This window comes from Pseudomonadota bacterium (assembly GCA_039024915.1).
Lineage (GTDB): Bacteria > Pseudomonadota > Alphaproteobacteria > Rhizobiales > MH13 > MH13.
In genome coordinates this window covers 614,114-640,063 of record JBCCPK010000001.1, presented here as the reverse complement: position 1 = coordinate 640,063, position 25,950 = coordinate 614,114, and the positions used below count along the sequence as shown (strand labels likewise).

Genomic DNA, 25,950 nt, shown 5'->3' with positions numbered 1-25,950 from the left:
ACACAAGAGTCCGCCATCTGGCATCCAAGAGCGTCATGAGGCAAACGCGACATGCGCGATCCGAATGTGAACACAGCGCAGACATCAGACACTCCGGGCCGATCGAAAGATCGGCGCGGAGCTGGCCTGTCTGCGAAACTCCTGGTCCTGACGATCGTTTTTGTCATGATCGCGGAAGTCATGATCTTCGTGCCGTCGATCGCGAATTTTCGCAATAATTGGCTGGAGGATCGCTTGGCGGACGCGGAGTTGGCCGTCGCCGCGCTCGATCCGACAACGTACGGGGATGTGCAGGCAAATGATGCGATGATGCAGCAGGTGCTTCTGGAAACGCTGGAGGCTTTTGAACTGGCGCTGGTCATCGACGGAGAGCGGCGTTTTCTTGCGCAGCGCACGGGGATTGACGGAACGATCGTTGCCAATCTCGCAGTTGATGTCGCCGTCACCACCTCCAATCCTCTCACGTCGATCACTGAAGCCTTCGGGACGCTTGCCGGCGGTGACCGGGTTCTGCGAATTTATGGCCAACCCGAGCCGCCTGATAGTCGCAAGGTCGAGGTGGTAGTCGAGGAGCGTTACCTGCGCGAAGCGATGCTCGGTTTCTCGCGCAACATTCTGTTTCTTTCGATCTTCATTTCTGTGATCACCGCGCTATTGGTCTATTTGACGCTGAATTGGCTGTTTGTTCGACCTTTGCAGAGGCTCGACATGGCAATGGCCAGCTTTGCCGAAAACCCTGATGATCCCGGATCCATCATCGCGCCATCAAAGCGCCTTGATGAGTTGGGCAGGGCGGAACGTCGCTTGTCCTCGATGCAAAGCGACCTACGAACCATGCTGTCCGAACGTCGTCGGCTGGCCGATGTCGGTCTTGCGGTTTCCAAGATCAACCACGATCTCCGCAACCTTCTTTCGAGCGCGCATCTGTTGTCCGAGCGCCTCGAGGCTATCGACGACCCACATGTTCAAAGGATCGCGCCGCGTATCGTGCGTGCCATCGATCGTGCAGTCTCATTCTGCGAAGCGACCCTGGCCTATGGCAAAGTGCAGGAGGAGGCACCGAACAGGACGACCTTCACTCTTTACGACCTCATTGATGAGGCAGCGGAGTTTGCCGGTCTTCGCGGCCACAAGACCATCGCTCTTGAAAACGCCGTCGACCGGGTACTTACGGTGCGCGTGGGACGGGACAACCTGTTCCGTATCCTCCTCAATCTTATGCGCAACGGACGCCACGCCCTGGAAGCAGCCGCCAGCGCCCCGCCAAGCGATGAGGCGGTCGTCCCGCAGTCTATGGCGATGCGCATCGAAGGCGCACTCGATGGTGATACCCTTCGTCTGGTTGTTAGCGACAATGGCCCAGGTATCCCCGAGCACCTGCATGCCAACCTGTTCCAGCCCTTCCGCGGAGATCAGTCGCGCAGGGGCAGCACGGGCTTGGGTCTGGCGATCGCGCGCGAACTTGCGCAGGTCGATGCCGGCGAAATCACATACGCTCCCGGGCCGGATGGGCGCGGCGCGCAGTTCATCGTTACCCTTGCCAGCGCTCGTGTCGAACCTGCAGTTTAGGGGCAGAGTTATTCCCACCTGAGTTATTCCTGCCGAGACGTTTGCGCCCATGTAGGCCTGCTCACCCGAGGCTCATGTCCCGGTGGATCGGTGCTTGCATTGCCCTAGGCCTTGGGCTAAGCGTCTCGCCCTGTTGGAGACGGGCTGTGCGGCCCCTCCGGCGATGCACCGGTAGCTCAGCTGGATAGAGCACTAGACTACGAATCTAGGGGTCGGGAGTTCGAATCTTCCCCGGTGCGCCAGCCCTTCGGGCGTGGCGACCCAACTCGAAAGTGGGCTCGAACTTCGTTCGAACCGGCGCGCCATTCCCAAATTTCCAGCCACTGCGCCGATTGGCTGACGGCCAATAAGCGCCCGCCTATCCGTAGGAGGGTAGGCACCTCGTCATCGCGCTAGGCGTATGGACACGGCACGAAGCGATGGTCCCCAATAAGACCGGAGTGGCCGCTATAAGTGATTGGGCTTTCCGCGTGCGGAAGACCAAGACCACCCCAGCGCAAAACTGTACGCGCTTCCGGCGCCGCGTATCGCGCGCGTGGTACGCATTCTTTATTAGTTGACTTTTATTTGCAACAATAAAAGGTTCTGGGTATCGATCCACGTTGAGAGGCGATCTGATGGCCCTGCTGCCACCCAAAGCTCATCCTTACAGGACCACACCGGCCTTCACGCCATCGACGGTGCCAGCGGCTCTTCTGGCAATGCATCGGACCAAGGCTGGAGTTTGGGGGCGCATTGACGTGCTCGAAGGCGGCCTTGCCGTCTCCCGCTTCGATACGCTGGGCGCGCCAATCGCCAAACAGATCGTCGAGGCTGGAGGGCATGCCATTGTCGAGCCTCAAGAACCCCACGCCGTAGCGTTTGCCACGGCGGGCCGTTTTACCGTCACCTTTTTCAAGGCGCTGTGATGGTGCGACGCGCTTTCACCACCAAGTAGGAGCTATCTCATGTCCAATCGACGCCATGCTCATAACGCCGCACAAGCCCGAACCGCCACACGGTCGCTTAACGGCTATGTTGGCCTTGCGCTTACCGCGAGCCTGCTTGCTGCCGCAGCGATTGCCGGGGCAACGATCGGCAAGGCAGATGACGCCGCCATGTGTATTGAACCGCGCTCACAACACTGCACCACCGCGCCATAGATCATTTTTGGACGCCTAAGGTGTCATCAAGACAATGCTTGCAATTGGGGAGTTGCGGTGACCGTTGCGATCTTCAAGCGAATGAGCATGCCACTTGTGGTCGTGATGCTCGCAGTCCTCAGCGGGTCGCTTTACAAGGGATCTCTCCCCTTTGGCAGCGTCTGTTTCGTCGTGATTTTCCTTGCCCTGGGGTTCATTCGCTCACGTTTTGAACAGACGCTGGGGCGCAGCGGGGAAGCGAGCGACACGCTTGAAAGCCTTCTTCTGCTGGCTGTTTTCCTCGGCATGGGACCGACCACAATGCTCTACATTGCGACGCCATGGTTCGCTTTTGCCGACTACAGTCTGCCGATTGTGATCAGTGTGTGTGCTGTCCTCTTGGGAGCTTTTGCGTTGTTTGTGTTCTATCGCTCACATGTTGATCTCGGTCGGCAGTGGTCGGTGTCGCTTGCCATCCAGGATAAGCATGAGCTGATTGACCATGGCGTGTATCGCCACGTTCGCCATCCTATGTACGCGGCACTGTTTCTGATCGTGATTGCGCAAGCGGGCCTTCTGGCAAACTGGTTCGCGGGCTTCGCGGGTTTGGTCGCATTTGCTCTGCTGTACCTTCTGCGGGTCAAACGCGAAGAGGCGCTGATGGCCGCGCAGTTCGGCGAAGCATGGCACGCATATACCGCTCGCACACCGCGCCTCGTACCAGCGTTCTGGCGACGGTAGGGGTGCCGTCAGGACAGGAGAGGTGCACCGCACAAAAGCAAATTTCCGCGGCGGCCTAAATATTGACACTCACTGGCAACAATTAGACACTGAGCGTTGATCAACGATACCGGAGCCGCATTGAAATGACTGTGAAACGTCGCATGGCAATGATCGCAGGCGCGACGCTTATTGCTTGTTCGCCGATCGGCCAAGCTGTGGCAGCAGACTACCGCGTCAGCCTCGCTGAGGCGGGCACGCGAGACTACTACTGCACCACGACCATTGAGATCGAGAACCTGTCCGATGCGCCTCTGGTGAGCATCAACACCTTTGTTGATCTGATGAGTTCAGATGGCCTTATCAACACCTCTCGCGGTGTTCTTGCTGGGCCAATTGCGCCCGGTGAAGCCTTGCAAATGACCATGGACGCACCGAACGAGCCATGCGGTGACATCGAAAGCTACGTCCTGGTCGTTGGCACGTGCCAGATCGAGAGCGGCTTTAGAAATCGCAACGACTGCGCTGCCGCGTTCGAGGCGGTTGAGCCCATCACTGGTGCTCGTGGTCGATGATTGATCTTTCCCGCAGGCGAGCGATCAAGCTTGGCTTTTCAGCGGTTGGCGCGGCCAGCGTCGCTGCAACTCTGCAAAACCCGCTTTGGGTTCATATGGCCCACGCCAGCGGCTCCGATGGGCTGTCTCACGGCGCATCGCCGCTTGGGTCGCTGGCCTACCCCGCCGATTTCCAGTCTTTCAACCACCGCGACCCAAACGCGCCGAAGGGTGGGACCTTGAGGCTAGCGCGCGTGGGTGCCTTTGATACCCTCGACACCTTGCGATATCCGGGGCGCCCCCCCGCGGACATGCGGGTCATCTACGATCGGCTTGTGATCGCCAGCCCGGACGAGCCAGCAAGCTATTACGGACATCTCGCCGATGGCGTAGCCATAACGGAAGATTTTTCAACGCTGTCTTTCCGGCTCGCTCCCGATGCACGCTGGCACGACGGCACGCCAGTCAGTGTCGCCGATGTGCTCTTCACTTTCGAAACACTCAAGCAGGATGGTGCGCCCTTTTATCGCCAGGCCTACCGCACGGTTCGCGTTGAGCAAGCCGGCGACCGCCAGATTGACTTCGTCAATGAAGGCCGCCCAAACCGCGATCTGATCAGCGGACTTGCTAGTTTGCCCATTCACCCCTCTCATCGCTCTGAGCCACCAGGCCCTGAACGCCTTCCTCTTGGCAGCGGCCCTTACAGGCTTGTCGAAAGCGATGCCCCCAGCCGCATCGTGCTCGAGCGTGTACCCGACTACTGGGCGCTCGGCGTGGGGACGGTTCAAGGCGCGTTCAATTTCGATCAGATTGCCATTCGCTACTATCGTGATGCTGATGTTGCGTTTGAGGCCTTTCGTGCGGGTGAATATGACGTTCGCCAGGAGACAAATCCGACGCGATGGCGCAACGGTTACGCTGACCTCGAAGATGCACAGCCAGCCATTCGCCGCTCGACGACACAAAGCGATGGGCCGGGGCGTGTGCACGGGTTGGTTATGAACGTGCGATCGGGGCCTTTGGCTGATCAGCGGGTGCGCAAGGCCTTGCATCTGAGCTTTGATGCCGATGATACGGTAAACCGGCTGTTTGGCGGCTTCTTTCAGTCTGTCGGCAGCCTGTTTGAAAGCACTCCCTTTGCGGCGGAGACCTTCGATCCTCTTGCCGATGAGCCACGTCCAGGAACACGCGATGCCGGCAGATTGGCGAGCACCTTGCTGGACGAAGCGGGATTTGAGCTACGCGGTACACAGCGGATCGATCCGCAAACGGGCGAGCCGGTGGTTCTGTCCGCGGTGTCGACCAACCCGTTGTATGAAGGTGTGTTGGGCGAGGTGCGCCTGGCATTCGAGCGCATAGGCATTGCGCTTGTTCCTCAAGTTCTTGAACCTTCAATCGCATCCCGTCAGCTTCTTGACCGAAACTTCGATATCGCGACGCTCGCTTGGAACCCCGGTAAGTTGCCCGGATCAGCGGAACGACTTTTGTGGCACAGCGACCTCGCCAACCGGTCTGGAAGCTACGCCCTATCTGGCCTCCAAGACGTCGAATTGGACGCGGCGCTTGATGAGCTTTCCGCCGCCCGGTCCCTGTCCGCGGCAATCGATGCGGGTCAGGCGTTTGATCGTTTGCTGCGAGAGAGCTTTGCCTTTCTTCCACTTTGGCGCGACGGTGAAATACGGTTAGCATGGCGCGAAGGCTTGGCCTGCGTTGAGACACCAGGTGTGGGCCGCTCTGCGAACTTTCTTGCCGATTGGTGGACCAGCAGTGCTTAAAGGGATCATCCGTGCGACCGTCGCTTTGCTCGGGAGGCCGACAAACGCCGGCGATAAAGCCGCTGATGCAAAGCCCTGCTGCCAGGAGGCCGCTTCTCGGTTGTACGGCCGCTGTGAAGATGGCAGCTGCTGTGATTCACAGATGCAAGTGTTTATGGAAGACTGGGCCGCGCAATCCCGCCTCGCGCGGGGCGGCGACCTCAAATCACTTCGAGGGGATCACTAGACACATGTACATTGCGATGAACCGCTTCAAAGTCAAAACCGGTCAGGAAGACGCTTTCGAAGCGGTGTGGAAGAACCGCGAGATTCATATCAACAAAGAGCCCGGCTTCGTGCGTTTCGCGATGCTGAAAGGACCTGAAGCGGACGATCACACGCTCTATGTGTCCCACACCACATGGGAAAATGAGCAAGCGTTCTTGGATTGGACGCGCAGTCAATCGTTTCGAGACGCGCACAAGGGTGCGGGGCAAAACAAACCGCTTTATTTGGGTCACCCCAATTTTGAAGGCTTCAGTGCGGTTGAGGGCCTGGAATTGGACTTGGCTGACGCTTGAAGGCTAGCCAAGTCATGGGCCTCGATTAGGTGGTCACAACCCGTTGGCGGATGAAAGTGCCGACCCCAAGGAGCCCAAAGAAGAGCATGAACGCCATAAGCGGATAGGGAACAGCTAGATCAAACGCAGAAGTCTGCACCGGCGCCAGAGCCGGTGTTGCTGGCAACATCAGCGGTTCCTGCGCAGACCAGACTCGCGTAACTTCGCCGACGAGCCGACCATCCCAAAAATCGAGAATTCGAACCATGATTGCACCGGGCAATGTATTGCCCCGAAGCACAATCGGTTCATTGGCGGCCTGCGTGAACGCAATGTAGCCGGCGTACAGGCTGGCATCGTCTAAAGTCAGGTTATCAGGCGGATTGAGCACGGCACAAATGCTGACCGCCATAACCGCGTCAACGGCGTCGCTGAACGGAACGTGCAGATCAGCAGGATGCAGCATCAGAGACGTGGCCTCCAGCGCGTGGCTGGAGCCGCCAATGTCTATACTGACACCGGATAAAAGTCGGTCGCCGAGGGACCACGTGCCCGATTGGAAGCTGTCGAACGGGACAAAACCTTCGGCATTCGTGAATACAGAAGGGTCGGCGCCAAACGCGTTGCTGACCGTTTGCGCGTTTCCACCCAAATAGATCTCGACGCTGTCTCCGCGCCGTTCGACCACCATGTCGATGGTCGGCAGGTTGGAGGTAAGCGACGTCTCGTCATGAACAGGTGCCGCGGTTCCGGCCTCCGCGTTCGCGCACACAAACATGGTGGCGAGAACAACCAGCACGAACGCGACCGCGTCATGCAAGAAGCCCCAGCGAAACCCCGCCCCATTTGGTTTCGCTTTTTTGGCCACACCCTGCCGTTCGGTCGCGCGAAAATCGCGACCGAAACGAGCATACCACGCCCGGTTGGGCGCGGCGCGTACTGGCAAACTCGTCGGCACGGCCGGAACCTTGTCGCTGCTAGCCCAACAGGCCTTCTTCTTCAGCCTGGGTCCAGATTTCGTCCCACGCCCGGGAGGCCATACCACGCTGGCGTACGCCACGCGCGGCTTCGAGGTTGTCCATCATGCCTTCGCCCTCAACGACAATCAGACCAACCATGCCCAAACCAAGGTGTGGTGTGCACTGATAACCGTAGAAGCCGGGGATTTCGAGCATCACATCGATGCCTTGGCTGATCTGGCTCGACCACGCTTCCGCGCCTTCGGGAAGCATGCCGTCGGTGCTTGCAGAGTTGTGGCTGGGGTTGACGGACAAGAAGCTCACCGTATCGCCGGGCTGCACCACGAGAAGGCGGGGCTTGAAGACGTTACGGGCACGCGGATTGTCGGGGTCGACATTCAGCATCTCAACTTCATGTGTCGTTTCAGCATTTGCTATGCCGGCCGTCGCCAAGCTGGCGGCGGCAAGTGCACCGGTGCCGATGACGAAGGTCCGGCGGTTGATGTAAAAAGTCATGGATTTTCCTTGAGGCTCATTCAATTTTGAGAGGCAGCACTATCACGATAAAGTTGCGTAACAAATGCAACTTTTACAAAGCTATACGAAGGTTGTAGGCGGCAGGCGCATTCCTCGCGAGGGTCGTGTTTCTTACGTTCCACTTTTGATGTGCTCTTTTCTAGGCGACTGCATGCCTAGATTTATAGCATCTATTCTGCCTTGCAATGGGACACTTAGCCCTTCGGCCCTGACGGGGGCGTGACGTGGTAAACGAGGCGCAAATGGGGAAGCCGCATCGATCTTGAACAAACGACGCTGGCGAGCATCCCACGCCGTGGCTCGACCTCAGCGCTCCAAGACCACCGGTGATGATCAATATACCCACTCCCACGCTGATGCCCGCAGATAAGCCCAGTTCCGGGGGATCGAATGGTCAACGGGATGATGATCAATCCGGGCAAGAACGAGGTCTGCCGGCGACAGATTCCCCCAGGTGGGTTGCAAGGCTCGCTTGGGCGACGCTCGGCAGCGTTGCGCTGGTGGTCGGAGCCGTTGGCGTCGTTCTGCCCGTTCTCCCTACGACCCCGTTTGTCATTCTTGCAGCATTCGCCTTCGCCAAAGGGTCGCCGCGCTTGGCACGATGGCTGGAACAGAGCGCGACCTTTGGTCCGATCATCGCCGATTGGAGGGCAAACGGCGCGATACGGCCCCGATACAAGATTGCTGCCATTGTCATGATGGGCGCCGCTTTGGTGCTAAGTGCGGGCTTGGGCTTTTCAAGAACCGTCTTGGCGATACAGGCGCTCTGCATGCTGGGCGCAGCAGCCTATATTCTGACCCGACCGAGTTCCGGGCCAAAGCGCGACTGAAACACGCTGGTAAGCCAGACCGGACCTAGCAGCGCTTGCCAATTACTCAGGGGCTGCGGCCCGCCAGAACCCTGATATACGCAACTGGTCCTTTGACCAGCCCGCTTGAATTGCCGCATCACGAACAGCGTTGGCCTGCTCGCGCTCGCCGGCAAACCAGATGTTCGCGCCCTGCCACTGCGGGAGAGCCTGCCGGGTCGCGGTTCCCAACTCGTCACCCTTCGAACGGCTCAACCATCTCACCTGAAAGCCGGCGTGTTTCGGCAGTGGATAAACGCAGGCAGCACCGTGCTGTGCTTCCAAAAGCAACTCACCCGTTGCGTCGGGTGGCAGATTTTCCAAGATTCTTGCGGCAGCCGGAAAGCCGGTTTCATCCGCCGCCAGGATCACCCGGTGAGCATCCATCAACCCACCGCCTGCGGGGCCAAGGACCCCAACGACTGCACGCGTTTGGTCACCATTTTGAAGTGCTTGAGCCCAATCCGTCGTGCGCCCACCTTCATGAATGAACACATCGAAGATCAGCGTGCCGTTTGTCTGATCGACGCTGCGGGCCGTATAAACCGGGCGATGGGGTGCGTCGTCACCCTGCTCCCATTTGACCGAGCCATTGGTCGCGACCCCCGGCCACGCCGTTGAGCCCAAAATGTTTGGCAGAACCAGGCGAAAATGGATCGCGGCGTCGCCGTGTGTCGACAGGTTTGGCGATTCGACGGAGACCCTCAAAAAGACCGGACCGAGCGCGGCAACATCGGTCACGCGGGCAAACGTGAAGTTCTCCGGCAGCCGGTGGCTTACCTGCGGTATTGGCCAGTCACTTTTCGACGCACCATGCATCGGCTGTCGCTCCTTTCGGGGTTATCGCGCATCTCAGCCAGAGCGAAGATGACTGGGCGGCGAGCAGAACACGGCCGCAGCGTACTGGTTGAACTGCTTAGTTGCATTTGTTTTGCAACTTAATCATGCTGCGTCATCAATGCGAGGTTATTCGCGCTCATACCGTCCACAAATTGCGCTCAGATGCCGAATTTTATGGGTAGCTCGACCAGGCGAAGGCTGAGCCCGCCACCGGTAAGCGTTCAGGGGGAATACAATGAAGCCGACCAATGAGCGCGGGTGCACGCGGGAGCCACTTGAAGGCGATTGCGCTGTCAGTGAACTGCAGTTGACGGCCGCCGAAGAGGCTGTGTTGCTCATTGCTCGGATTTTCTTTCACAGCTTAACGCACAGCGAATCGCAGGCCTGGATGGCGGCATTCGCTGAGGCGGAAGACATTTTCGGATCCGATGAAGGCATGATCGTCGCGGGCCGAACGCTCAACCTCGTCAAGGCAATCAGGCGGGCGCGCCGGTCGCCCTTCATGTTCAACTCGCCCACCTGTCCGGGGTGCTCACAGATCGCCAGCGTTCAGGAACGGCAAATGATGACCGCAATTGCGCTTATGCGCCTTGGCGATCACGAGCGGGCACATGCTGAGTTGGTTGCATTGTGCGAAACAGGCGATGTCGACGCGGCATTTGATGCGACAAAAGCGCTCTGCGAGCTTCTATCGCCTCCGCTGGCTGGACAGGTCAGCGTTCATCCGCCGCACCGCGTGCTGCAGTAAGTCGGTGATCGAAACATCCGCTTTTCTGCGCAATTTCCGCGGTCGAGGCATGCGCGTATCTTTCCGCTTGGCAGGCACTTGTCGGTCAACCCTCAGTGGGTGTCTTCTAAGCACTTTTGCTGAGTTGCCCTCCAACAGACGGGCTGCATGATAAGTTGCAGAGAGATTGCAGCTTTTACCAACCGCAATGAGGCGACCGCTCAGCCAACACGCGCTCTCTCGACTTACGCTTGATCAAAAGGGGCGCCAGCGCTGGAGCGTGCCAAGGCGCAGCCCGCAGGACTAGGGACCTACTATGTCATTGAAAAACAAGGCTACACGTCTGCTTCTCGCCACCAGCGCTATCGCTGTGATGGCGTCCAGCGCGGCGGCAATGGACGCAACGCCATCGGCTGTTCTCGATAATTACGCGGATATGGCGCTTGCCGCTTTTGAAGATTCGCTGCTGACAGCCGAGGCTTTGAACGCTGCCGTTTCCGCGCTGGTTTCTGATCCGTCGGCAGCGACGCTCAGTGCCGCAAAGTCCGCATGGCTCGCTGCGCGCGTTCCGTATCAGCAGACCGAAGTCTACCGCTTCGGCAATGCGATCGTTGATGAGTGGGAAGGCCGCGTGAACGCTTGGCCGCTCGATGAGGGCCTGATCGATTATGTCGACGCGTCCTACGGCGTTGAGAACGATGAAAACAACCTGTTCACCGCCAACATCATTGCCAATGAAAGCTTGATGATCAACGGTGCCGAGGTGATCGCTGCGTCCATCACACCGGACTTTCTGTCTGGCACGCTGCACGAAGCGGGCGAAGTCGAAGCAAATGTGGCAACAGGCTACCACGCCATTGAGTTCCTGCTTTGGGGCCAGGATCTGAACGGCACGGGCCCCGGCGCAGGCTCCCGACCTTTCACGGACTTCGACACCGCCAATTGCACCGGCGGCAGCTGTGAGCGGCGCATTGAGTATCTTGTGGCCGCCTCAGAATTGCTGGTTGCAGACCTTGAAGAGATGGTTGGCAACTGGGAAGAAGACGGCGCTGCACGGGTTGAGCTGATGGAAGATGAGGCCGCCGGCCTTTCTGCTGTCCTGACCGGCATGGGTTCGCTGTCTTACGGTGAACTTGCGGGCGAGCGCATGAAGTTGGGCCTTCTGCTCAATGATCCTGAAGAGGAGCATGATTGCTTCGCCGACAACACGCACAATTCGCACTATCTGAACTCGCTGGGCATTAGAAACGTGTACACAGGGACCTATCGCCGCGTCGACGGTTCGGTGGTTTCGGGTCCGTCCGTTTCGGACCTTGTCGCCTCCGCTGATGCGGCGCTGGACGCAGAAATGCGCGGCAAGATCGATACCACGGTCACGGCGATGGCGATCATGCGTGCGCGCGCCGAGAGCATCGAGGCCTACGACCAGATGATTGGCGAAGGCAATGAAGAGGGTAACGCCGTCGTTCAGGCTGCGATTGACGGACTGGTTGACCAGACGCGCTCAATCGAGCGGGTCGTTGCGCTGCTGGATCTCGATGCCATCGAGTTTGAGGGTTCCGACAGTCTCGACAACCCCACTGCTGTGTTCCAATAAGGCTCTATGACCATAAAGCTGTACGCAAATAAAAGCGGGGCGGGTGTCCGGCGCCTGGGGGTTGCCTCAGGCGTTCTGGGCACCTGCCTCGTTGCCGCAACGGCCTTTGGCGTAAGCGCCAGCGGCATATTCGACGATGCCGACGGTCCGTTGCCCCACCGCACCGATCTGACACTTCAAGATCGTATTCGGGTCGCGGCGGTTCTCGAACCGCCGCAGGCCTTCGATGCGGCTCAGCCGTTTGAAGCCATGTCTGGCGGCGCGGGGACCTATACCGGCGCCGCTGACAGCAACGCGTTTTCGCGCTTCACACAGAACATTACGTTCGAGCAGCAATCCGATTTCCACATCGGCGATTCACTTTTCACCAAACTTTGGGTGTCTTCACCCTCATCCACTCAAGCCTCCGATGGCTTGGGGCCGTTGTTTAATGCGCGTTCGTGCCAGAGCTGTCACTTGAAGGATGGTCGCGGCCACCCGCCGGTGGATATGGCTGATAGCGCGATCTCCATGTTCTTGCGCTTGTCGGTGCCGCCGCGCACCGAGGCTGAATTCGCTGCTCTTGAAAGCCGCGAAATGCTGCGCATCCCGGAGCCCACCTACGGCGGACAGTTTCAGGACCTCGCGGTTCCCGGCCTGCAAGCTGAGGGCCGCATGGTGATCGAATACACCGAGGAAGAGGTGGTGCTGGGCGATGGCGAAGTGGTCAGCCTGCGCCGTCCGACCTATTCGGTTGCCAATCTTGGATTCGGTCCGATGGACCCCGAGGTGATGCTGTCGCCGCGTGTCGCACCACCGATGATCGGGCTTGGGCTGATCGAAGCGATCCATCCCGGCGACCTGCTTGCCAACGCCGACCCTGACGATAGCGATGGTGATGGCGTATCCGGTCGTCCGTCTTGGGTTATCAGCGATGAGACCGGTGACCTGGCGCTCGGCCGCTTCGGCTGGAAGGCTACGAACCCAACTGTGCGCCAGCAATCGGCGGGTGCGTTTTCCGGCGATATCGGCATTTCCACCCCCGATGCGTCGAACGCTTATGGAGATTGCACAGACAATCAGGATGCCTGCCTCGCCATGGCGTCTGGGGTCCAGCCGCGGCTGGGCGAGACGGAAGCGCCGGACCCGGTCCTCGATCTTGTGACATTCTACGCCTCAAACCTGGCGGTGCCCATGCGCCGCGACGTCGAGCATGCTGACGTGCTGCGCGGCAAGGAGTTGTTCCATGATGTCGGTTGCGCTGCGTGCCACACCCCCAGCTTCGTTACCAGCCGCAACGCGGCCACCGAAGCCCACCGCTTCCAATTGATCTGGCCATACTCGGACTTCTTGCTGCACGATATGGGTGAGGGCCTCGCTGACAACCGTCCTGTTGGCGATGCGTCCGGTCGCGAATGGAAGACGCCGCCCCTTTGGGGCATCGGGCTGACGGAAACCGTCAATGGGCACACGCAGTTTCTGCACGACGGTCGTGCCCGTTCGCTTCTTGAAGCGGTGCTGTGGCACGGCGGAGAGGCACAAGCGGCGCGCGATTCCGTCGTTGCCATGCAGACCGATGATCGCAATGCGCTCATTCGTTTTCTGGAAAGCCTTTAGATGCGCGGACTTATTCTTGCCGGCATGCTCGTCGTTTCGCCAGTCTTGGCCGTCGCGCAAGATGAACCGACACTCGATCTGGCCGCTATCACCGCTGGGATGATAGACGGCCACATTCTCCCAGCCTACGAAGACCTAACGGTCGCCGCAGCCACACAGGCCGAGAGTGTTTCGGCGCTTTGCCAAACGCCATCCGATGAAGCTTTGCTGTCGGCACAGGCTGCCTTTGCCGGTGTGGTGGACGCGTGGTCGGCAGTTGAATTCATCCGCTTCGGCCCTGCCCGTGAAGACAATCGCTATGAGCGCCTGTTCTTCTGGCCGGACAGAAATGGCCGGGGGCTCAATCAGGTGCAAGGTGCGATCGCCTCTGAGGATGAGACTGTCACCACCACCGAAAGCCTCCAGGGCAAAAGCGTAGCACTGCAGGGTCTTTTGGCGCTGGACTACACGCTGTTTGGCACTGGGTTTGAAACCCTCGCCGAAGGCAACGATCATCGGTGTGCCTACGCTGGAGCGATCGCTGGCGCTGTGGCAGCCAGTAGCATGGAGGTATCGGAGGCTTGGCGAGGGGACCATGGCTATGCCGCGCTGATGCTCAGCCCAGGACCCGACAACGCTCTGTACCGTTCCGAAGGTGAGGCACTGCAGGAAATCCTGCGCTCGATGTCTGAGCAGTTGCAGATCGTTCACGACGCCAAGCTTGTTCGGGTGGTCGGCGAAAGCCCGGCTGCGGCGCGGTCCCGTCGTGCCCCCTTTTGGCGTTCAGGGCAAAGCATACCGTCGATGATTGCCAACGCCGAAGCGATGCTGAACCTCAACGAGGTTGGTGGCTTCGCCGAACGGTTACCCGAGCAGTCGCAGAGATTTGCAAGCACAGCGCGGTTTGAACTTGGGCAGATCGCCAGCCGCCTTGGCGCTTTGCAGGAAACCGGCATGGATATCGACGCTATCGTAACCGGCGAAGAAACCCATGGTCAGTTTGCTGGTGTGGCGCTTCCGCTCGCCGGTGCCATGCGGATCATCGGCGAAGTCTACCCGGCAGAGCTTGGGTTGACCTTGGGCTTCAATTCTCTCGACGGTGACTGAACCTACGCTCACGCGCCGACACTTCAGCACGCTTTGTGCCGCCCTTGGGACGTGGCCTTACGCGAAGCTTGTTTCCGCGTCTGGGCAGCCCGCGTTCCTGTCCGCTTACCGTGATGCCTCTGGCCAATTCGGGGTGGCTGCACTCGATGATACTGGCAAGACCTTGTTTACCGAAGCACTCCCCGCGCGTGGTCACGATACAGCCGTCGCACCCGATGGCCGGACCGCCGTCACCTTCGCCCGGCGACCGGGGCGGTTCGCGCTAGTGTTTGATCCGCTGCAAATGCGCCCTGCCGTCGCCTTCGAAGCCGCACCAGGGCGACACTTTTACGGGCATGGTTTCTTTTCGCAGGATGGTCGGCTGCTTCTCGCCACGGAGAACGACTATGACGGCGAGCGCGGCGTCATCGGTCTCTACGATGTCGCTGCGAGATTCCGGCGCGTCGGTGAGTTCGAGACACATGGGATAGGTCCCCATGAGGCGCTGCTCCTGAGCGGTGGTCGCACTCTGGTCGTCGCGAATGGCGGCATCCTGACCCATCCCGATTTCCCGCGCCGGAAGCTGAACGTACCGACCATGCAGCCTTCACTTGTTTACATCGATATCGAAACCGGCGCGCTTCTTGAGCAGGTTGGCCTGCCAGCCGATCTGCACCAGCTTTCGATCCGGCACATCACGCAAGCCGGTGATGGACAGCTGGGTGATGGCTCGGTCTGGTTTGGCGGCCAATACGAAGGCGCAGCCACCGAAACCGTTCCCCTGATCGGTCGACATCGGCGCGGACAGCCAATTGAGCTGATCGGCATATCCGCCGATTATCACTCTCGGCTTCGCCAGTATGTTGGTTCCATCGCGGCCAGCAAAAACGGCGCCGAGATTGCGGTGACGAGCCCCAGGGGCGGAGTTGCGTTGGTGCTTGATGCCAGACGCGGAGAGGTTCTACGCAGCCAAAGCGTCGACGATGTCTGCGGGGTCGCGTCCGCTGCCCGTCACTTTGCCTTCACGACCGGTCAGGGCGCCGTGCGCGTGTCCGGCTTAGGGGGCGGTACGACGTCCAGCGCGGTCCAATGGGACAACCATCTGCTTGCCATTTAGCGCCCCGACAGAGGCCGCCACTGCCACGCCAAGCATCCCACGGGTGTTGGAAAACGCTGGACAAATGGTCTGGGGATGAAACAACATCGACCTGTTACCAAAAGTCTTTAGCCGCGCGCAAAACCGAGGACACCATCGTCATGCCGAACCGTCGCCCTTTCGCGCCCGCTTGGATCGTCGCTGCGCTTGGCTGTGTGTTGGGTAGCCATTCTGCAGTGGCAGACAATCATGCGGCCTGCGCTGCTGGTAAGACCCTCGAAGATGGGGTCCTGACGATCGCAACCGGCAATCCTGCGTTCTACCCTTGGGTGCTCAACGATGCGCCGGAGAGCAAAGAAGGCTTCGAGGCGGCCGTCGCCTATGCGATCGCAGCGGCCATGGGTTTCGAAGATAATCAGGTGACATGGGTGCGCACATCCTTCGATGAGGCGATCCAACCAGGTGCCAAGAATTTCGATTTCAACATGCAACAATACTCGATCACCGCCGAACGCGAGCAGATGGTTGATTTCTCGTTACCCTATTATACCTCCGCGATGGCCGTGCTGACGACCGAGCAGGCAGTCGCTGATGGTCTGGAGCCGACTATCGCGTCGTTGAAGGGCGCCATCTGGGGGGCAGATGCCAACACAACCGCCGTGCCGATGCTCTCTGAGATGATTGCGCCGGATGCCGATCCCCTGCTGTACGGCGACAATGTCGACGTTACAGCGGCAATGCAGGCCGGCCAGATCGATGCTGCTTTGTTTGATCTGCCCACCGCTCTGTATCTATCGGCAGTCGTCGTCAACGATGGTGTTATCCTCGGGCAGTTTCCCGCTGAGCGGTCGGAAAACCCAGACCAATTTGGCTTGTTGATGGAAGAAGGCAATCCGCTGAAGGAATGCGTCGATGCGGCCATTACTGAGCTGACGGAAACCGGAGAGTTACGCGCGATCGAGTCGCGCTGGCTACAGCAGGTGACCGGCGTCCCGGTCATTGAATAGTCTTGCAGCATGGCAGATACCGGCCTGCACAAAGCGCAAGCGCCTGAAGCGGTAACTGCTGCGGGACTGACTCGGCGACAGGCCTACGAAGCGCGGACGCGCCGCCGGTCGCTTGTTCTCGCCGCAACCTCGACATGCGCGGTCCTGCTGGCCCTGTTTGTCTTGGTGCCGCTCGCTCCAGGCTGGGATGCGGTTCAGCGCAGCTTCTTCAACGGCGACATCTTCGCACGCAGTTTCCCGGGCCTTCTCCAGGCCTTCGTGCAGAATGTGATGATCTTCGCCTGGTGCGCGCCCATCATTGCGATCCTCGGCCTGGCAATCGCGCTTTGCCGCGATGTGCGTGCGCCGGTATTGTTTCCCCTGCGGCTGTTCGGCGCGCTTTACACCGACATTTTTCGCGGCGTTCCGGTCATCCTCGTTATCTATCTGGTTGGCTTCGGCGTACCGGGCCTCGGCCTGCCGCGACCGTGGAACTCGCCTTACATCTGGGGCTCGGTGGCTCTGATCGTCGTCTACGCTGCCTACGTCGCCGAGGTGTTCCGATCGGGGATCGAGAGCATTCATGAGAGCCAGCGTGCTGCTGCCGCTTCGCTTGGGCTGTCGAGCGCGGACACCATGCGCTACGTGGTGCTACCCCAGGCCATTCAAAATGTGATGCCGGCGAACATGAACCTGTTCATTGCGCTCCAAAAGGATGTCGCCTTGCTGTCGTTCATTGGCCCGGTCGAAATCTTCCGCCAGGCAGGGGTCTTCAAATCGCTGTTTGCCAACTTCACGCCCTATGTTGGCGCGGCGCTGATCTTCCTCGCTATCACGATCCCCGCGACGCGTTACGCCGATTATCTCATGCAGCGGCAGATGCGGGCCCGCCGGTGAGCGCAAAACTGGCGCTGCGCGGCGTCACCAAGAGCTTCGGGGACAATCAGGTCTGTCGCGGGATCGATCTCGATGTCGCTGACGGGCAGATGGTCTGCCTGATCGGCGCTTCGGGTTCCGGCAAGTCAACCTTGCTACGCTGTATCAACCTGCTCGAGCCCATCGACGATGGCACGATCCTCCTCGATGGCGTCGATATCGCCGAGCCGGGTCTCGACCCCCAACCAATCCGCCAACGCATCGGCATCGTCTTCCAGTCTTACAATTTGTTTCCCCATATGACGGCGCGCGACAATGTCATGCTCGCGCCCATGCGCGTGCATGGTCGATCCCGGGGGGAGTTGCGGGCGCCAGTTGGTGCCCTGTTTGAAAGGTTCGGCCTGTCGGATCGCATGGGTCATTTCCCCGATCAGCTTTCAGGCGGCCAGCAGCAGCGCGTCGCCATCATCCGCGCGCTCGCCATGCAGCCGGAAATCATGCTGTTCGACGAGATAACCTCTGCACTCGACCCGGAACTCGTCGGCGAGGTACTCGATGTGCTTCGCCAACTCCACAGGGACGGCCTCACCATGATCATCGCCACACACGAGATGGGATTTGCCCGCGAATTGGCGGACACCGTGTGCTTTCTCGACGCCGGCCGGATCGCCGAACAGGGACCGCCTGAGCGCGTGTTCACAGACCCGCAGGAAGCGCGCACGCGCGCCTTTCTTGCGCGCGTGCTGTGACGGACCCACATACGGACAGGTATGGCGCAAGCGGTGCCTTGCACTCACGTGCCACGGTGCCTAAGCGGTCTGCATGAAAGATGATGTGAAGCCCAAGCGCCTATCGGTGGCGTCCGATGACGGCCAGAAGGTCATCCGGCGGCTGCTTATCGATACCGGTCGGCCATTCGCCAAACGCTACGCCGTGGCCGTCGTGATGATGGCGCTGTCGGCGGCCATGACGGCGCTGACGGCTTACCTCATGCGCGATCTCATCAACGAGGTTTTCATCAACCGCTCGCGCGAATGGTTGATGATCATCGGCTTCTCGGTACTGGCCATCTATCTGGTCAAAGGGACATCGACCTACTTCCAACTGGTCATCTTGGGCCGCATCAACAATGCCATCGTCGCCAGCGTCCAGAAACGCATGTTCGATCGGCTTCTGCGGGAGGATGTCGGCTTCGTTCAAGGCCAGCCATCGGCGGAAATCGCAATGGTGTTCGCCAACAATGCGGCCTCGGCGACCAAGGTGCTCAACACGCTCGTGAACGCCGCCGGGCGGGACATCCTGACCCTGATCGGGTTGATCATCGTGATGATCATCCAGGACCCGGTCATGTCGGTGGCGATGATCGTTGGGCTGCCGGTGCTGATCGTGGTCATTGAACTGATGATGAACCGTGTCCGCAAGGTCGCCCGCCGCCAGGTTTCACTTGGCGCACAGATCGGCAACCATGTCCGCGAGACCGCGCAAGGTTTTCGGATCGTCAAGGCGTTCCGGATGGAGAATGCCTTCTCATCGCGCATCGACACGACAATAGATGATCTGCGCGCGACCGCTGACAAGCTCGTCACCTATCAGGCAAGGCCCGCGCCGCTTGTTGAAACGCTGGCGGGTATCGCGGTCGCGATTGTGGTGTTTTATGGCGGCTTCCGCGTCATCGAACACGGCCAGTCGCCGGGCGAATTTTTCTCGTTCACCACGGCGCTGCTGCTTGCTTACGAGCCTGCCAAGAAGCTTTCCAAGCTGCGCGTCCCGCTGGAGCAGGCTCTTGTCGGTGTGCGGATGATGTACGGCTTCCTCGACCGGCCAGCATCGCCTCGCGAGGCGGGGTCGGGGCCGGACATCACCTACAGGGCCGGTGCCATTCGTTTCGACGATGTGCGCTTCGCCTATAACGAAAGTGGCATCGACGCCGGCGTCCTCAACGGCCTGAGCTTCACCGCTGAGGCAGGCAAGACCACGGCGCTTGTGGGTGCGTCCGGTGCTGGCAAATCCACCGTGATGAGCCTTGTTCTGCGGTTTTGGGACCCAGATGCGGGTACCATCCTGCTCGATGATCAGGACCTGTGCGCGGCCAACACTGGGTCCTTGCGCGCGCACATGGCTTATGTCGGGCAGGACGCCTATCTGTTCGACGGTACGATTGCCGAGAACATCGCGGCGGGGGATGCAGCCGCCACAACCGAGCACCTTGAAGAAGCAGCCCGCCGCGCCGAAGCGCATGGCTTCATCAGCCAACTGCCCTTGGGCTACGACACACCCGTTGGCGAATTGGGTTCGCTTCTGTCGGGCGGTCAACGCCAGAGGATAGCCATTGCCCGCGCCTTCCTGCGCGATGCGCCGATTCTGCTGCTTGATGAGCCGACGTCGGCCCTTGATGCGCAGTCAGAAGACGCCATTCAGGCAACGCTCGCAAAGCTCTCGGAGGGGCGCACCACGTTGGTGATAGCCCATCGCCTGTCGACCGTGCGCAATGCCGACAAGATCATCGTCCTGGATGGCGGCGTCAGCGTCGAAGAAGATACGCACGATGCTTTGATTGCGAAAAATGGCCACTACGCCCGCCTGCACGCCCTGCAGTTCGGTCTGAAGGGCGAGCGGGCTTGATGGCCGTGCTTCGCTGTGGCCACTTGAGATGACGGGCGAGTGCGACCTTTCAACACTTCTGCGCAGCATTCAGCCGGAATTGCATGTACCAGTTTACGTCTTCGTGACCCTTGCCGACGCTGCCGCGTTGCAAGGGCTTCAGCCGATCATGACCTTCCAAGAGTCAGAAGGGCTCACAGCCATTGTTCACCAAGCGGACGCCGGGGTGCACGGCTGGGATGGTGCCTTTCCCAGCCGGATGATTACCCTCAACGTGCACTCGTCACTCGATGCCGTGGGCTTTCTAGCTGCGATCACTGGCCGACTTGCGGCGTTAGGGATCGGCGTCAACCCGGTGTCAGCATTCTATCATGACCACCTTTTTGTGCCCGCCGATCGAACGGAAGAGGCGCTGGCTGCCTTGCAGGAGCTTGCTGAGGGTTAGTCCCGCGAGAGCGCATCCTTCAGCACATGCCAACTGGCTTTGGGCGTTCGGTCGAGCGTGTCGAAATCGACATGCACAAGGCCGAAGCGTTTGTCGTAGCCAAGGGCCCATTCGTAATTGTCCAGCAGGGACCAGACGGTGTATCCGCGGACATCAATCCCTTCGTCCAGCGCGGTTTTGACCCGTGCCAGATGGCTGTCGATATAGCGGATGCGCTGCTCGTCCGGCACCGCGCCGTCTTCAAGCACATCGTAAGATGCCAGCCCATTCTCGGTCACGTAGATGGGCAGATCAGTGTAGCTCGCCGTGTGCCGGATGAAATGGAGCAGGCCATCGGGGTAGACCTCCCAGTCCATGGCGGTCTTCTCTAACGGACCTTCGCGCTCTTGGAGAAACGGAAACAGGTTCGAGCCGTCAGAGCCGATAAGTTTGCGGGTGTAGTAGTTGATGCCAACCCAATCGAGCGGTTGAGCGATGGTGTTGAAATCGTCCTGCCAACCGCTTGGCAAATAGGGCTCAAGGTGGACGAGCACATCATCCGGATAGGCCTTGCGGAAGATGCCGCCAAGGAACCATCTGTTGTAAATGCCGTCGTACAGCTCCGCGAGCGTCTTGCTCTGGTCGCTATCATCTGCGGGTGCGGCAAACTCATGGTTCATGACCGCACCGAGACCGCTCATCCCCAAGGCACGCATCGCTTCGGTGGCTTTACCGTGTGCGAGAAGCACGTGGTGCATGGCGCGCGTTGCGGCGCGTACGTCGCTCAAGCCCGGCGCGTGATGCCCCATGAAGTGCGACAGCCACGCGACGCACCACGGCTCGTTGATCGGGGCGGTCAGGTGCACTCGGTCGCCTATGCGTCCCATAATACAACTGGTGAAATCGGCGAACCAACTGGCCATGTCACGGTTGCGCCAACCGCCAAGGTCGGCGAGCGGCGAGGGCAGTTCCCAGTGATACAAGGTTGCCATTGGCTTGATGCCGCGTTCCAGCATGCCATCGACCAGCCGCTCGTAAAAGTCGAGGCCGTCCGCGTTCGGCGTTTTCCCATCGGGCATGACACGCGCCCAACTCGTGGAGAAACGATAGCCATCGAGGTTGGCCCCGGCGACGAGATCGAGATCGTCCGACCAGCGGTGGAAATGATCGCACGCAACAGCGCCATTTTCGCCTCGGACGACGTTGCCGGGCGTCGCGGCGAAATCGTCCCAATGGGTACGACCTGCGCCGCCAAAACCATGCCCCTCAATCTGGTAAGCCGAGGTGGCTGTTGCGAAGACAAAACCATCGGGAAAGTCCGCCCGGCGGTGCGTGAAGGTCATGGGACGCCATCCATCGCTGAAAGTGCAGTTAAGGGGCGTTTAAGAGCCCCTTATGAGCCTGTGCGGCGGTTCGAATGGCGCTGGCAAAAGGGCGAAACATGGCCAGGTGTCCGCTCGAACCGTCGGTGAGCGGGCGCTATAACGCAACCGTTTCAAATGGGCCAATCATTGTTTGCGGTTATTCGCTTGACACGGAGCGAAGCGAACGGTGATTGTGCGTTCAATCTTGACCGGAAGCGTTTTCATTATCCGGCTTGATCGCATGTCAAACCGGTCTGCAGAACCGGGATAAAGGGAGAGAAACATGAAAAAGCTGCTTATGGCAGGTGTCGCCTTGTCGGTCCTTGGCGCCGGCGCCGCAACCGCGCAGGAGCTCACATTCGAGCCCGGCTCGGGCGAGTTCAATTGGGCCAGCTATGAAGAATTTGCTGCGTCGGCAGACTTTGCTGGTGAGCAGTTGACGGTCTTCGGTCCGTGGCTCGGCCCGGACCAGGAAGTCGTCGAAAGCGTGTTGGCCTACTTCGCCGAGGCGACCGGCGCTGATGTTCGCTACGTCGGCTCCGACAGCTTTGAGCAGCAGATCATGGTCGATGCTGAGGCGGGTTCGGCGCCCAACGTTGCCGTGTTCCCGCAGCCGGGTCTCGCCGCCGACATGGCGGGTCGCGGCTTCCTGACGCCGCTTGCGGACGGTACAGGTGAGTGGATCCGTGAGAACTACGCCGCGGGGCAGTCCTGGGTTGATCTGGGAACCTATGCCGATGAGAGCGGTGCCGATCAGCTTTATGGCTTTTTCTACAAGGTCGATGTGAAGTCTCTGGTCTGGTACTCACCGGAGAATTTCGAAGATGCGGGCTACGACGTGCCCGAGACGATGGAAGACCTGAAGGCGCTTACCGATCAGATCGTTGCCGATGGTGAGACCCCATGGTGCATTGGCCTGGGTTCAGGCGGCGCGACCGGATGGCCGGCCACCGACTGGGTTGAAGATATGATGCTGCGGACCCAGGCACCGGACGTCTATGATGCTTGGGTATCCAACGAAATCCCGTTCAACGATGAGCGCGTGGTCGCTGCCATTGAAGAGTTCGGCTACTTCGCGCGCAACGACGACTATGTTGCCGGGGGCGCAGGCGCGGTTGCATCGACCGATTTCCGCGACAGCCCAGGCGGCCTGTTTGACTCCCCACCGCAGTGCTACCTGCACCGCCAGGCCTCCTTTATCCCGGCCTTCTTCCCAGAAGGTACCGAGGTTGGCGTGGACGTCGACTTCTTCTACTTCCCCGCATACGAAGAGCAGGATCTCGGCGCGCCGGTTTTGGGAGCTGGAACGCTTTGGGCGATCACAAACGACTCCCCCGCCGCCCACGGTCTGGTGGAGTTCATGAAGACGCCGATCGCTCACGAATTGTGGATGGCGCAAGGCGGCTTCCTGACACCCCACTCCGGCGTCAATTCCAGCGTCTTCTCTGATCCGACGCTGGCCAAGATGAACGACATTCTTCTCGGTGCAACGACCTTCCGCTTCGATGCGTCGGATCTGATGCCCGGTGGTGTCGGCGCCGGCTCATTCTGGACCGGTATGGTCGACTATGCAGGCGGTGATCCAGCAGAAGAGGTCGCAGCTGAAATTCAGGCTTCCTGGGAAGCTCTGCAATAAAGTCTATCTGGCGCTGACAAGAAAAACGAAAGCAGCGCCAACCGACTTCTGACACGATTGGTGTGCCCGGCTCAGAGGAGGCTGGGCACACCCAAAAAACAAAAAAATCGGGAGGGGACGCCATGAATCCGGCCATCCAAGGCCTGATCACCATCATCGTTGGTGTCGGCGGTTGCGTTGCGTACTTCTATTTTTCCAATCAGTTTCTGGACAAGGTGATCTTTCCGGCGACCGGCAAAAACGCCGGCCGCAACATCAGTCGTGCCAACATGGTGCGACCTTGGCTTTTCTTGTTTCCCGCAATCTTCGCCCTCGGCCTTTACCTCGCCTATCCGGTCGTTGAGACCTTGCGACTGTCCTTGACCGATCGCGATGCCGGCGGCGCCTTTGTCGGCCTTGCAAACTACGAACAGATGATGGGCGAGCCGAAATTTTGGGAGGCTTTGCGCAACAATTTTATATGGCTTCTGGTTGTGCCAGCACTGTCGACCGCTTTTGGTCTGCTGGTCGCACAGCTGACCGACCGCCTGTCTTGGGGCAGCATTGCGAAGTCGCTTATTTTCATGCCGATGGCGATCTCCTTTGTCGGCGCGTCGGTGATCTTCCGGCTGATCTATGTCGCGCGTCCCGAGGACCAAGCACAGATCGGTGTCTTGAACTCTGTTTGGCTGCAGTTTGATGGCGGGGCGGGCAGCTTTTTTGTCCTGAAGCTTTTGCCGGCGCTGCTGCTGCTGTGTTTCATCGCGGCCACTGCCTACATCATTTACCTGCTTGTTCAGCCGATCATCAGCGGCGGCCGGTCTGGAGGCGGGTTGGCCACAGCTGGGCGTGCTCTTGTGACGGTCGTTGGCGCTTACCTGATCTTTGAAGCGCTTGGCGCGATTGTGAGCCTGTTCGGCGCGGTTCTGCCCTACGGCGAACCGCAGCAATGGCTGACGATCCCGTTCTTCAACAACTTCTTCCTTATGGTTGTCCTGATCTGGATCCAGACCGGCTTTGCCATGGTGATCCTGTCGGCGGCCCTGCGCGGCATCCCCGAGGAAACCATTGAAGCTGCCATTATCGATGGCGCCAATCCGCTGCAGGTGTTCTTCAAGATCAAGGTGCCGCAGATCATGGGCACGATCGTGGTGGTATGGACCACGGTGACCCTCACGGTCCTCAAGGTCTTCGATATCGTGTTCGCAATGACCAACGGTCAGTGGGAGACGCAGGTTCTGGCCAACTACATGTTCGACAAGCTGTTCCGCGCCAACGATTGGGGCGTGGGCTCGGCTAGCGCGATCATCATCATGGTGCTGGTCAGCCCGATCCTGATCTGGAACGTCTACAACGCCCGCAAGGAGATGCGCTGATGTCTGCCATTGCTGGAACCAAATCAAGCCTCACCTGGGCGGTTCAGATCTCCACTCTTGCGCTGGTGCTGCTGTGGCTGTTCCCGACCATCGGTCTGCTGGTCTCGTCGTTCCGAACGGTTGACCAGATCAACTCTTCAGGCTGGTGGGCATCGCTGTCGGCAGCCGAGCAAAACGAGGTCTATCGGGCAGCTGACCCGGATGAGAACCGCGTGGCTGATGGTGACGTGTTCGTCGTCTCGGGCAATTTGTTCGGCGGTGAAGGATCGAAAACCATCAGCGTCTGGGGAACCTCCTCGCGCGCCATTGATGCGTATACCGCCGGCGAGACGGCGGACTTGGGTGATGGGGAAACCGTCACGGTGCAGGGCAATGGCGATTATGAGTGGGTTGGAACGGACGATCAGATCTCCGGTCGCGGCCAGCGTATCTTTGTCACCGTCACCTCGCCGCCCGAATTCACGTTCGACAATTACGATACCGTTCTGACGGGTGGCTACTCCGATGGCGGCATGACGCGCGCCTTCTTCAACACGCTGACCGTCACGATACCGGCGACCATTATCCCGATCGTGGTTGCGGCCTTCGCGGCTTACGCGCTCGCATGGATGGAGTTTCCCGGGCGTGCCTTGCTGATTGCCATGGTCGTTGGCCTGCTGGTGGTGCCGCTGCAACTGGCGCTCATACCGCTGCTGCGACTTCATCTGGAGATTGGCATTGGCAAGGGCTATCTCGGCACGTGGCTTGCCCATACCGGCTTTGGGCTACCGCTCGCGATCTACCTGTTACGCAACTACATGGTCGGTCTGCCCAAGGACATCATCGAGAACGCAAAGGTCGATGGCGCAACGGATTTCCAGATCTTTACCAAGATTATTTTGCCGCTTTCCTTCCCTGCGCTCGCAAGCTTTGCGATCTTCCAGTTCCTGTGGACCTGGAATGATCTGCTCGTCGCGAAGGTGTTCCTGATCGACGCCACCGGTGAGACGACCGTGATGACAAACCAGATCGTGGAACTTCTGGGCACGCGGGGCGGAAACTGGGAGATCCTGGCAACGGCAGCCTTCGTCAGCATTGCCGTCCCGCTCGTGGTTTTCTTCATGATGCAGAAGTACCTCGTGCGTGGTCTGCTCGCCGGCTCGGTGAAGTAGAGACGATGACGGAG

General features: G+C 59.6%; 25 protein-coding genes and 1 tRNA gene. 22 read left to right on the top strand and 4 right to left on the bottom strand.

From position 1 onward, the window contains the following. Positions 1 to 51 precede the first annotated feature (51 nt). From AAF739_03020 to AAF739_02985, 8 genes are all read left to right on the top strand, one after another. Positions 52 to 1,569 carry a HAMP domain-containing sensor histidine kinase gene (locus AAF739_03020; protein ID MEM6381620.1) on the top strand — a complete coding sequence of 506 codons (1,518 nt, stop codon included), beginning with the start codon at positions 52 to 54 and terminating at the stop codon, positions 1,567 to 1,569. Positions 1,570 to 1,734: 165 nt separating this feature from the next. Continuing rightward, a tRNA-Arg gene (locus AAF739_03015) sits at positions 1,735 to 1,811 on the top strand. A gap of 375 nt (positions 1,812 to 2,186) precedes the next feature. Further along, positions 2,187 to 2,477 (top strand): DUF1971 domain-containing protein, encoded by a 291-nt coding sequence (locus AAF739_03010; GenBank protein ID MEM6381619.1) that lies wholly within the window; start codon positions 2,187 to 2,189, stop codon positions 2,475 to 2,477. A gap of 39 nt (positions 2,478 to 2,516) precedes the next feature. Further along, positions 2,517 to 2,711, top strand: coding sequence for a hypothetical protein (locus AAF739_03005; GenBank protein MEM6381618.1), 195 nt, complete (start codon positions 2,517 to 2,519; stop codon positions 2,709 to 2,711). Positions 2,712 to 2,768: 57 nt separating this feature from the next. Beyond that, a complete protein-coding gene (locus AAF739_03000; GenBank protein MEM6381617.1) occupies positions 2,769 to 3,431 on the top strand; it encodes a protein-S-isoprenylcysteine O-methyltransferase in 663 nt (220 codons plus the stop codon). A 143-nt stretch (positions 3,432 to 3,574) separates the two neighbouring features. Beyond that, positions 3,575 to 3,985, top strand: a complete 411-nt coding sequence (locus AAF739_02995; GenBank protein ID MEM6381616.1) for a hypothetical protein — start codon at positions 3,575 to 3,577, stop codon at positions 3,983 to 3,985. Then, entirely contained in the window at positions 3,982 to 5,739 is a 1,758-nt protein-coding gene (locus AAF739_02990; GenBank protein MEM6381615.1) for an extracellular solute-binding protein, read from the top strand. Before AAF739_02995 ends, AAF739_02990 begins: the two co-directional genes overlap by 4 nt. A 230-nt stretch (positions 5,740 to 5,969) precedes the next feature. Next, positions 5,970 to 6,299: an antibiotic biosynthesis monooxygenase gene (locus AAF739_02985; protein MEM6381614.1), complete on the top strand. Its 330-nt coding sequence runs from the start codon at positions 5,970 to 5,972 to the stop codon at positions 6,297 to 6,299. A gap of 25 nt (positions 6,300 to 6,324) precedes the next feature. On the opposite strand, the gene AAF739_02980 is transcribed toward AAF739_02985, so the two are convergent. Together AAF739_02980 and AAF739_02975 are read right to left on the bottom strand one after the other, a co-directional pair. After that, the gene (locus AAF739_02980) at positions 6,325 to 7,236 is read right to left on the bottom strand and encodes a hypothetical protein (protein ID MEM6381613.1); all 912 of its coding nucleotides are present in this window, start codon (positions 7,234 to 7,236) and stop codon (positions 6,325 to 6,327) included. A gap of 19 nt (positions 7,237 to 7,255) precedes the next feature. After that, positions 7,256 to 7,753 carry a pseudoazurin gene (locus AAF739_02975; GenBank protein MEM6381612.1) on the bottom strand — a complete coding sequence of 166 codons (498 nt, stop codon included), beginning with the start codon at positions 7,751 to 7,753 and terminating at the stop codon, positions 7,256 to 7,258. 350 nt (positions 7,754 to 8,103) lie between these two features. Here AAF739_02975 and AAF739_02970 point away from each other — a divergent pair, with 350 nt between their 5' ends. Then, a complete protein-coding gene (locus tag AAF739_02970) occupies positions 8,104 to 8,604 on the top strand; it encodes a YbaN family protein (protein ID MEM6381611.1) in 501 nt (166 codons plus the stop codon). 42 nt (positions 8,605 to 8,646) lie between these two features. Here the strand turns inward: AAF739_02970 and AAF739_02965 are convergent, their stop codons facing one another. Then, the gene (locus AAF739_02965) at positions 8,647 to 9,441 is read right to left on the bottom strand and encodes a siderophore-interacting protein (GenBank protein MEM6381610.1); all 795 of its coding nucleotides are present in this window, start codon (positions 9,439 to 9,441) and stop codon (positions 8,647 to 8,649) included. 256 nt (positions 9,442 to 9,697) lie between these two features. Between AAF739_02965 and AAF739_02960 the strand changes: the two genes are divergently transcribed. The 10 genes from AAF739_02960 to AAF739_02915 all read left to right on the top strand — a co-directional run bounded on the left by AAF739_02960 (position 9,698) and on the right by AAF739_02915 (position 20,451). After that, complete coding sequence (locus AAF739_02960) at positions 9,698 to 10,210, top strand: hypothetical protein (GenBank protein ID MEM6381609.1); 513 nt, start codon at positions 9,698 to 9,700, stop codon at positions 10,208 to 10,210. A 295-nt stretch (positions 10,211 to 10,505) separates the two neighbouring features. Further along, positions 10,506 to 11,786: an imelysin family protein gene (locus AAF739_02955; GenBank protein ID MEM6381608.1), complete on the top strand. Its 1,281-nt coding sequence runs from the start codon at positions 10,506 to 10,508 to the stop codon at positions 11,784 to 11,786. Between the two features lie 6 nt (positions 11,787 to 11,792). Then, a complete protein-coding gene (locus AAF739_02950; protein ID MEM6381607.1) occupies positions 11,793 to 13,382 on the top strand; it encodes a di-heme oxidoredictase family protein in 1,590 nt (529 codons plus the stop codon). Beyond that, positions 13,383 to 14,468 carry an imelysin family protein gene (locus tag AAF739_02945; protein MEM6381606.1) on the top strand — a complete coding sequence of 362 codons (1,086 nt, stop codon included), beginning with the start codon at positions 13,383 to 13,385 and terminating at the stop codon, positions 14,466 to 14,468. A 133-nt stretch (positions 14,469 to 14,601) separates the two neighbouring features. Beyond that, positions 14,602 to 15,564, top strand: a complete 963-nt coding sequence (locus tag AAF739_02940; protein ID MEM6381605.1) for a DUF1513 domain-containing protein — start codon at positions 14,602 to 14,604, stop codon at positions 15,562 to 15,564. A 140-nt stretch (positions 15,565 to 15,704) separates the two neighbouring features. Further along, the gene (locus AAF739_02935; GenBank protein ID MEM6381604.1) at positions 15,705 to 16,550 is read left to right on the top strand and encodes an ABC transporter substrate-binding protein; all 846 of its coding nucleotides are present in this window, start codon (positions 15,705 to 15,707) and stop codon (positions 16,548 to 16,550) included. A 9-nt stretch (positions 16,551 to 16,559) separates the two neighbouring features. Further along, positions 16,560 to 17,426 (top strand): amino acid ABC transporter permease, encoded by an 867-nt coding sequence (locus tag AAF739_02930; GenBank protein ID MEM6381603.1) that lies wholly within the window; start codon positions 16,560 to 16,562, stop codon positions 17,424 to 17,426. Further along, entirely contained in the window at positions 17,423 to 18,154 is a 732-nt protein-coding gene (locus tag AAF739_02925; GenBank protein ID MEM6381602.1) for an amino acid ABC transporter ATP-binding protein, read from the top strand. The genes AAF739_02930 and AAF739_02925 overlap by 4 nt, the downstream gene beginning before the upstream one ends. A gap of 73 nt (positions 18,155 to 18,227) precedes the next feature. Then, the gene (locus AAF739_02920) at positions 18,228 to 20,027 is read left to right on the top strand and encodes an ABC transporter ATP-binding protein (GenBank protein MEM6381601.1); all 1,800 of its coding nucleotides are present in this window, start codon (positions 18,228 to 18,230) and stop codon (positions 20,025 to 20,027) included. A gap of 28 nt (positions 20,028 to 20,055) precedes the next feature. Next, positions 20,056 to 20,451 (top strand): ACT domain-containing protein, encoded by a 396-nt coding sequence (locus tag AAF739_02915; GenBank protein MEM6381600.1) that lies wholly within the window; start codon positions 20,056 to 20,058, stop codon positions 20,449 to 20,451. Here the strand turns inward: AAF739_02915 and AAF739_02910 are convergent. Then, entirely contained in the window at positions 20,448 to 21,773 is a 1,326-nt protein-coding gene (locus AAF739_02910; protein MEM6381599.1) for a GH1 family beta-glucosidase, read from the bottom strand. The genes AAF739_02915 and AAF739_02910 overlap by 4 nt on opposite strands. 304 nt (positions 21,774 to 22,077) lie before the next feature. Here AAF739_02910 and AAF739_02905 point away from each other — a divergent pair, with 304 nt between their 5' ends. From AAF739_02905 to AAF739_02895, 3 genes are all read left to right on the top strand, one after another. Next, entirely contained in the window at positions 22,078 to 23,430 is a 1,353-nt protein-coding gene (locus AAF739_02905) for an ABC transporter substrate-binding protein (protein ID MEM6381598.1), read from the top strand. A gap of 122 nt (positions 23,431 to 23,552) precedes the next feature. Beyond that, on the top strand, positions 23,553 to 24,785 hold the full coding sequence (locus AAF739_02900) for a sugar ABC transporter permease (protein ID MEM6381597.1): 1,233 nt from the start codon (positions 23,553 to 23,555) through the stop codon (positions 24,783 to 24,785). After that, entirely contained in the window at positions 24,785 to 25,936 is a 1,152-nt protein-coding gene (locus tag AAF739_02895) for a carbohydrate ABC transporter permease (protein ID MEM6381596.1), read from the top strand. The genes AAF739_02900 and AAF739_02895 overlap by 1 nt, the downstream gene beginning before the upstream one ends. Positions 25,937 to 25,950 lie beyond the last annotated feature (14 nt).

What these genes read in the sequence shown, in the direction of transcription:
- AAF739_02955 (MEM6381608.1), top strand. Translation starts at nt 10,506, where the DNA reads ATGTCATTGAAAAACAAGGCTACACGTCTGCTTCTCGCCACCAGCGCT.
- AAF739_02945 (MEM6381606.1), top strand. Translation starts at nt 13,383, where the DNA reads ATGCGCGGACTTATTCTTGCCGGCATGCTCGTCGTTTCGCCAGTCTTG.
- AAF739_02975 (MEM6381612.1), bottom strand. Translation starts at nt 7,753, where the DNA reads ATGACTTTTTACATCAACCGCCGGACCTTCGTCATCGGCACCGGTGCA.
- AAF739_03020 (MEM6381620.1), top strand. Translation starts at nt 52, where the DNA reads ATGCGCGATCCGAATGTGAACACAGCGCAGACATCAGACACTCCGGGC.
- AAF739_02895 (MEM6381596.1), top strand. Translation starts at nt 24,785, where the DNA reads ATGTCTGCCATTGCTGGAACCAAATCAAGCCTCACCTGGGCGGTTCAG.
- AAF739_02915 (MEM6381600.1), top strand. Translation starts at nt 20,056, where the DNA reads ATGACGGGCGAGTGCGACCTTTCAACACTTCTGCGCAGCATTCAGCCG.
- AAF739_02985 (MEM6381614.1), top strand. Translation starts at nt 5,970, where the DNA reads ATGTACATTGCGATGAACCGCTTCAAAGTCAAAACCGGTCAGGAAGAC.
- AAF739_02910 (MEM6381599.1), bottom strand. Translation starts at nt 21,773, where the DNA reads ATGACCTTCACGCACCGCCGGGCGGACTTTCCCGATGGTTTTGTCTTC.
- AAF739_03010 (MEM6381619.1), top strand. Translation starts at nt 2,187, where the DNA reads ATGGCCCTGCTGCCACCCAAAGCTCATCCTTACAGGACCACACCGGCC.
- AAF739_02970 (MEM6381611.1), top strand. Translation starts at nt 8,104, where the DNA reads ATGATCAATATACCCACTCCCACGCTGATGCCCGCAGATAAGCCCAGT.
- AAF739_03005 (MEM6381618.1), top strand. Translation starts at nt 2,517, where the DNA reads ATGTCCAATCGACGCCATGCTCATAACGCCGCACAAGCCCGAACCGCC.
- AAF739_02990 (MEM6381615.1), top strand. Translation starts at nt 3,982, where the DNA reads ATGATTGATCTTTCCCGCAGGCGAGCGATCAAGCTTGGCTTTTCAGCG.
- AAF739_02995 (MEM6381616.1), top strand. Translation starts at nt 3,575, where the DNA reads ATGGCAATGATCGCAGGCGCGACGCTTATTGCTTGTTCGCCGATCGGC.
- AAF739_02960 (MEM6381609.1), top strand. Translation starts at nt 9,698, where the DNA reads ATGAAGCCGACCAATGAGCGCGGGTGCACGCGGGAGCCACTTGAAGGC.
- AAF739_02900 (MEM6381597.1), top strand. Translation starts at nt 23,553, where the DNA reads ATGAATCCGGCCATCCAAGGCCTGATCACCATCATCGTTGGTGTCGGC.
- AAF739_02905 (MEM6381598.1), top strand. Translation starts at nt 22,078, where the DNA reads ATGAAAAAGCTGCTTATGGCAGGTGTCGCCTTGTCGGTCCTTGGCGCC.
- AAF739_02920 (MEM6381601.1), top strand. Translation starts at nt 18,228, where the DNA reads ATGAAAGATGATGTGAAGCCCAAGCGCCTATCGGTGGCGTCCGATGAC.
- AAF739_02950 (MEM6381607.1), top strand. Translation starts at nt 11,793, where the DNA reads ATGACCATAAAGCTGTACGCAAATAAAAGCGGGGCGGGTGTCCGGCGC.
- AAF739_02965 (MEM6381610.1), bottom strand. Translation starts at nt 9,441, where the DNA reads ATGCATGGTGCGTCGAAAAGTGACTGGCCAATACCGCAGGTAAGCCAC.
- AAF739_02935 (MEM6381604.1), top strand. Translation starts at nt 15,705, where the DNA reads ATGCCGAACCGTCGCCCTTTCGCGCCCGCTTGGATCGTCGCTGCGCTT.
- AAF739_02930 (MEM6381603.1), top strand. Translation starts at nt 16,560, where the DNA reads ATGGCAGATACCGGCCTGCACAAAGCGCAAGCGCCTGAAGCGGTAACT.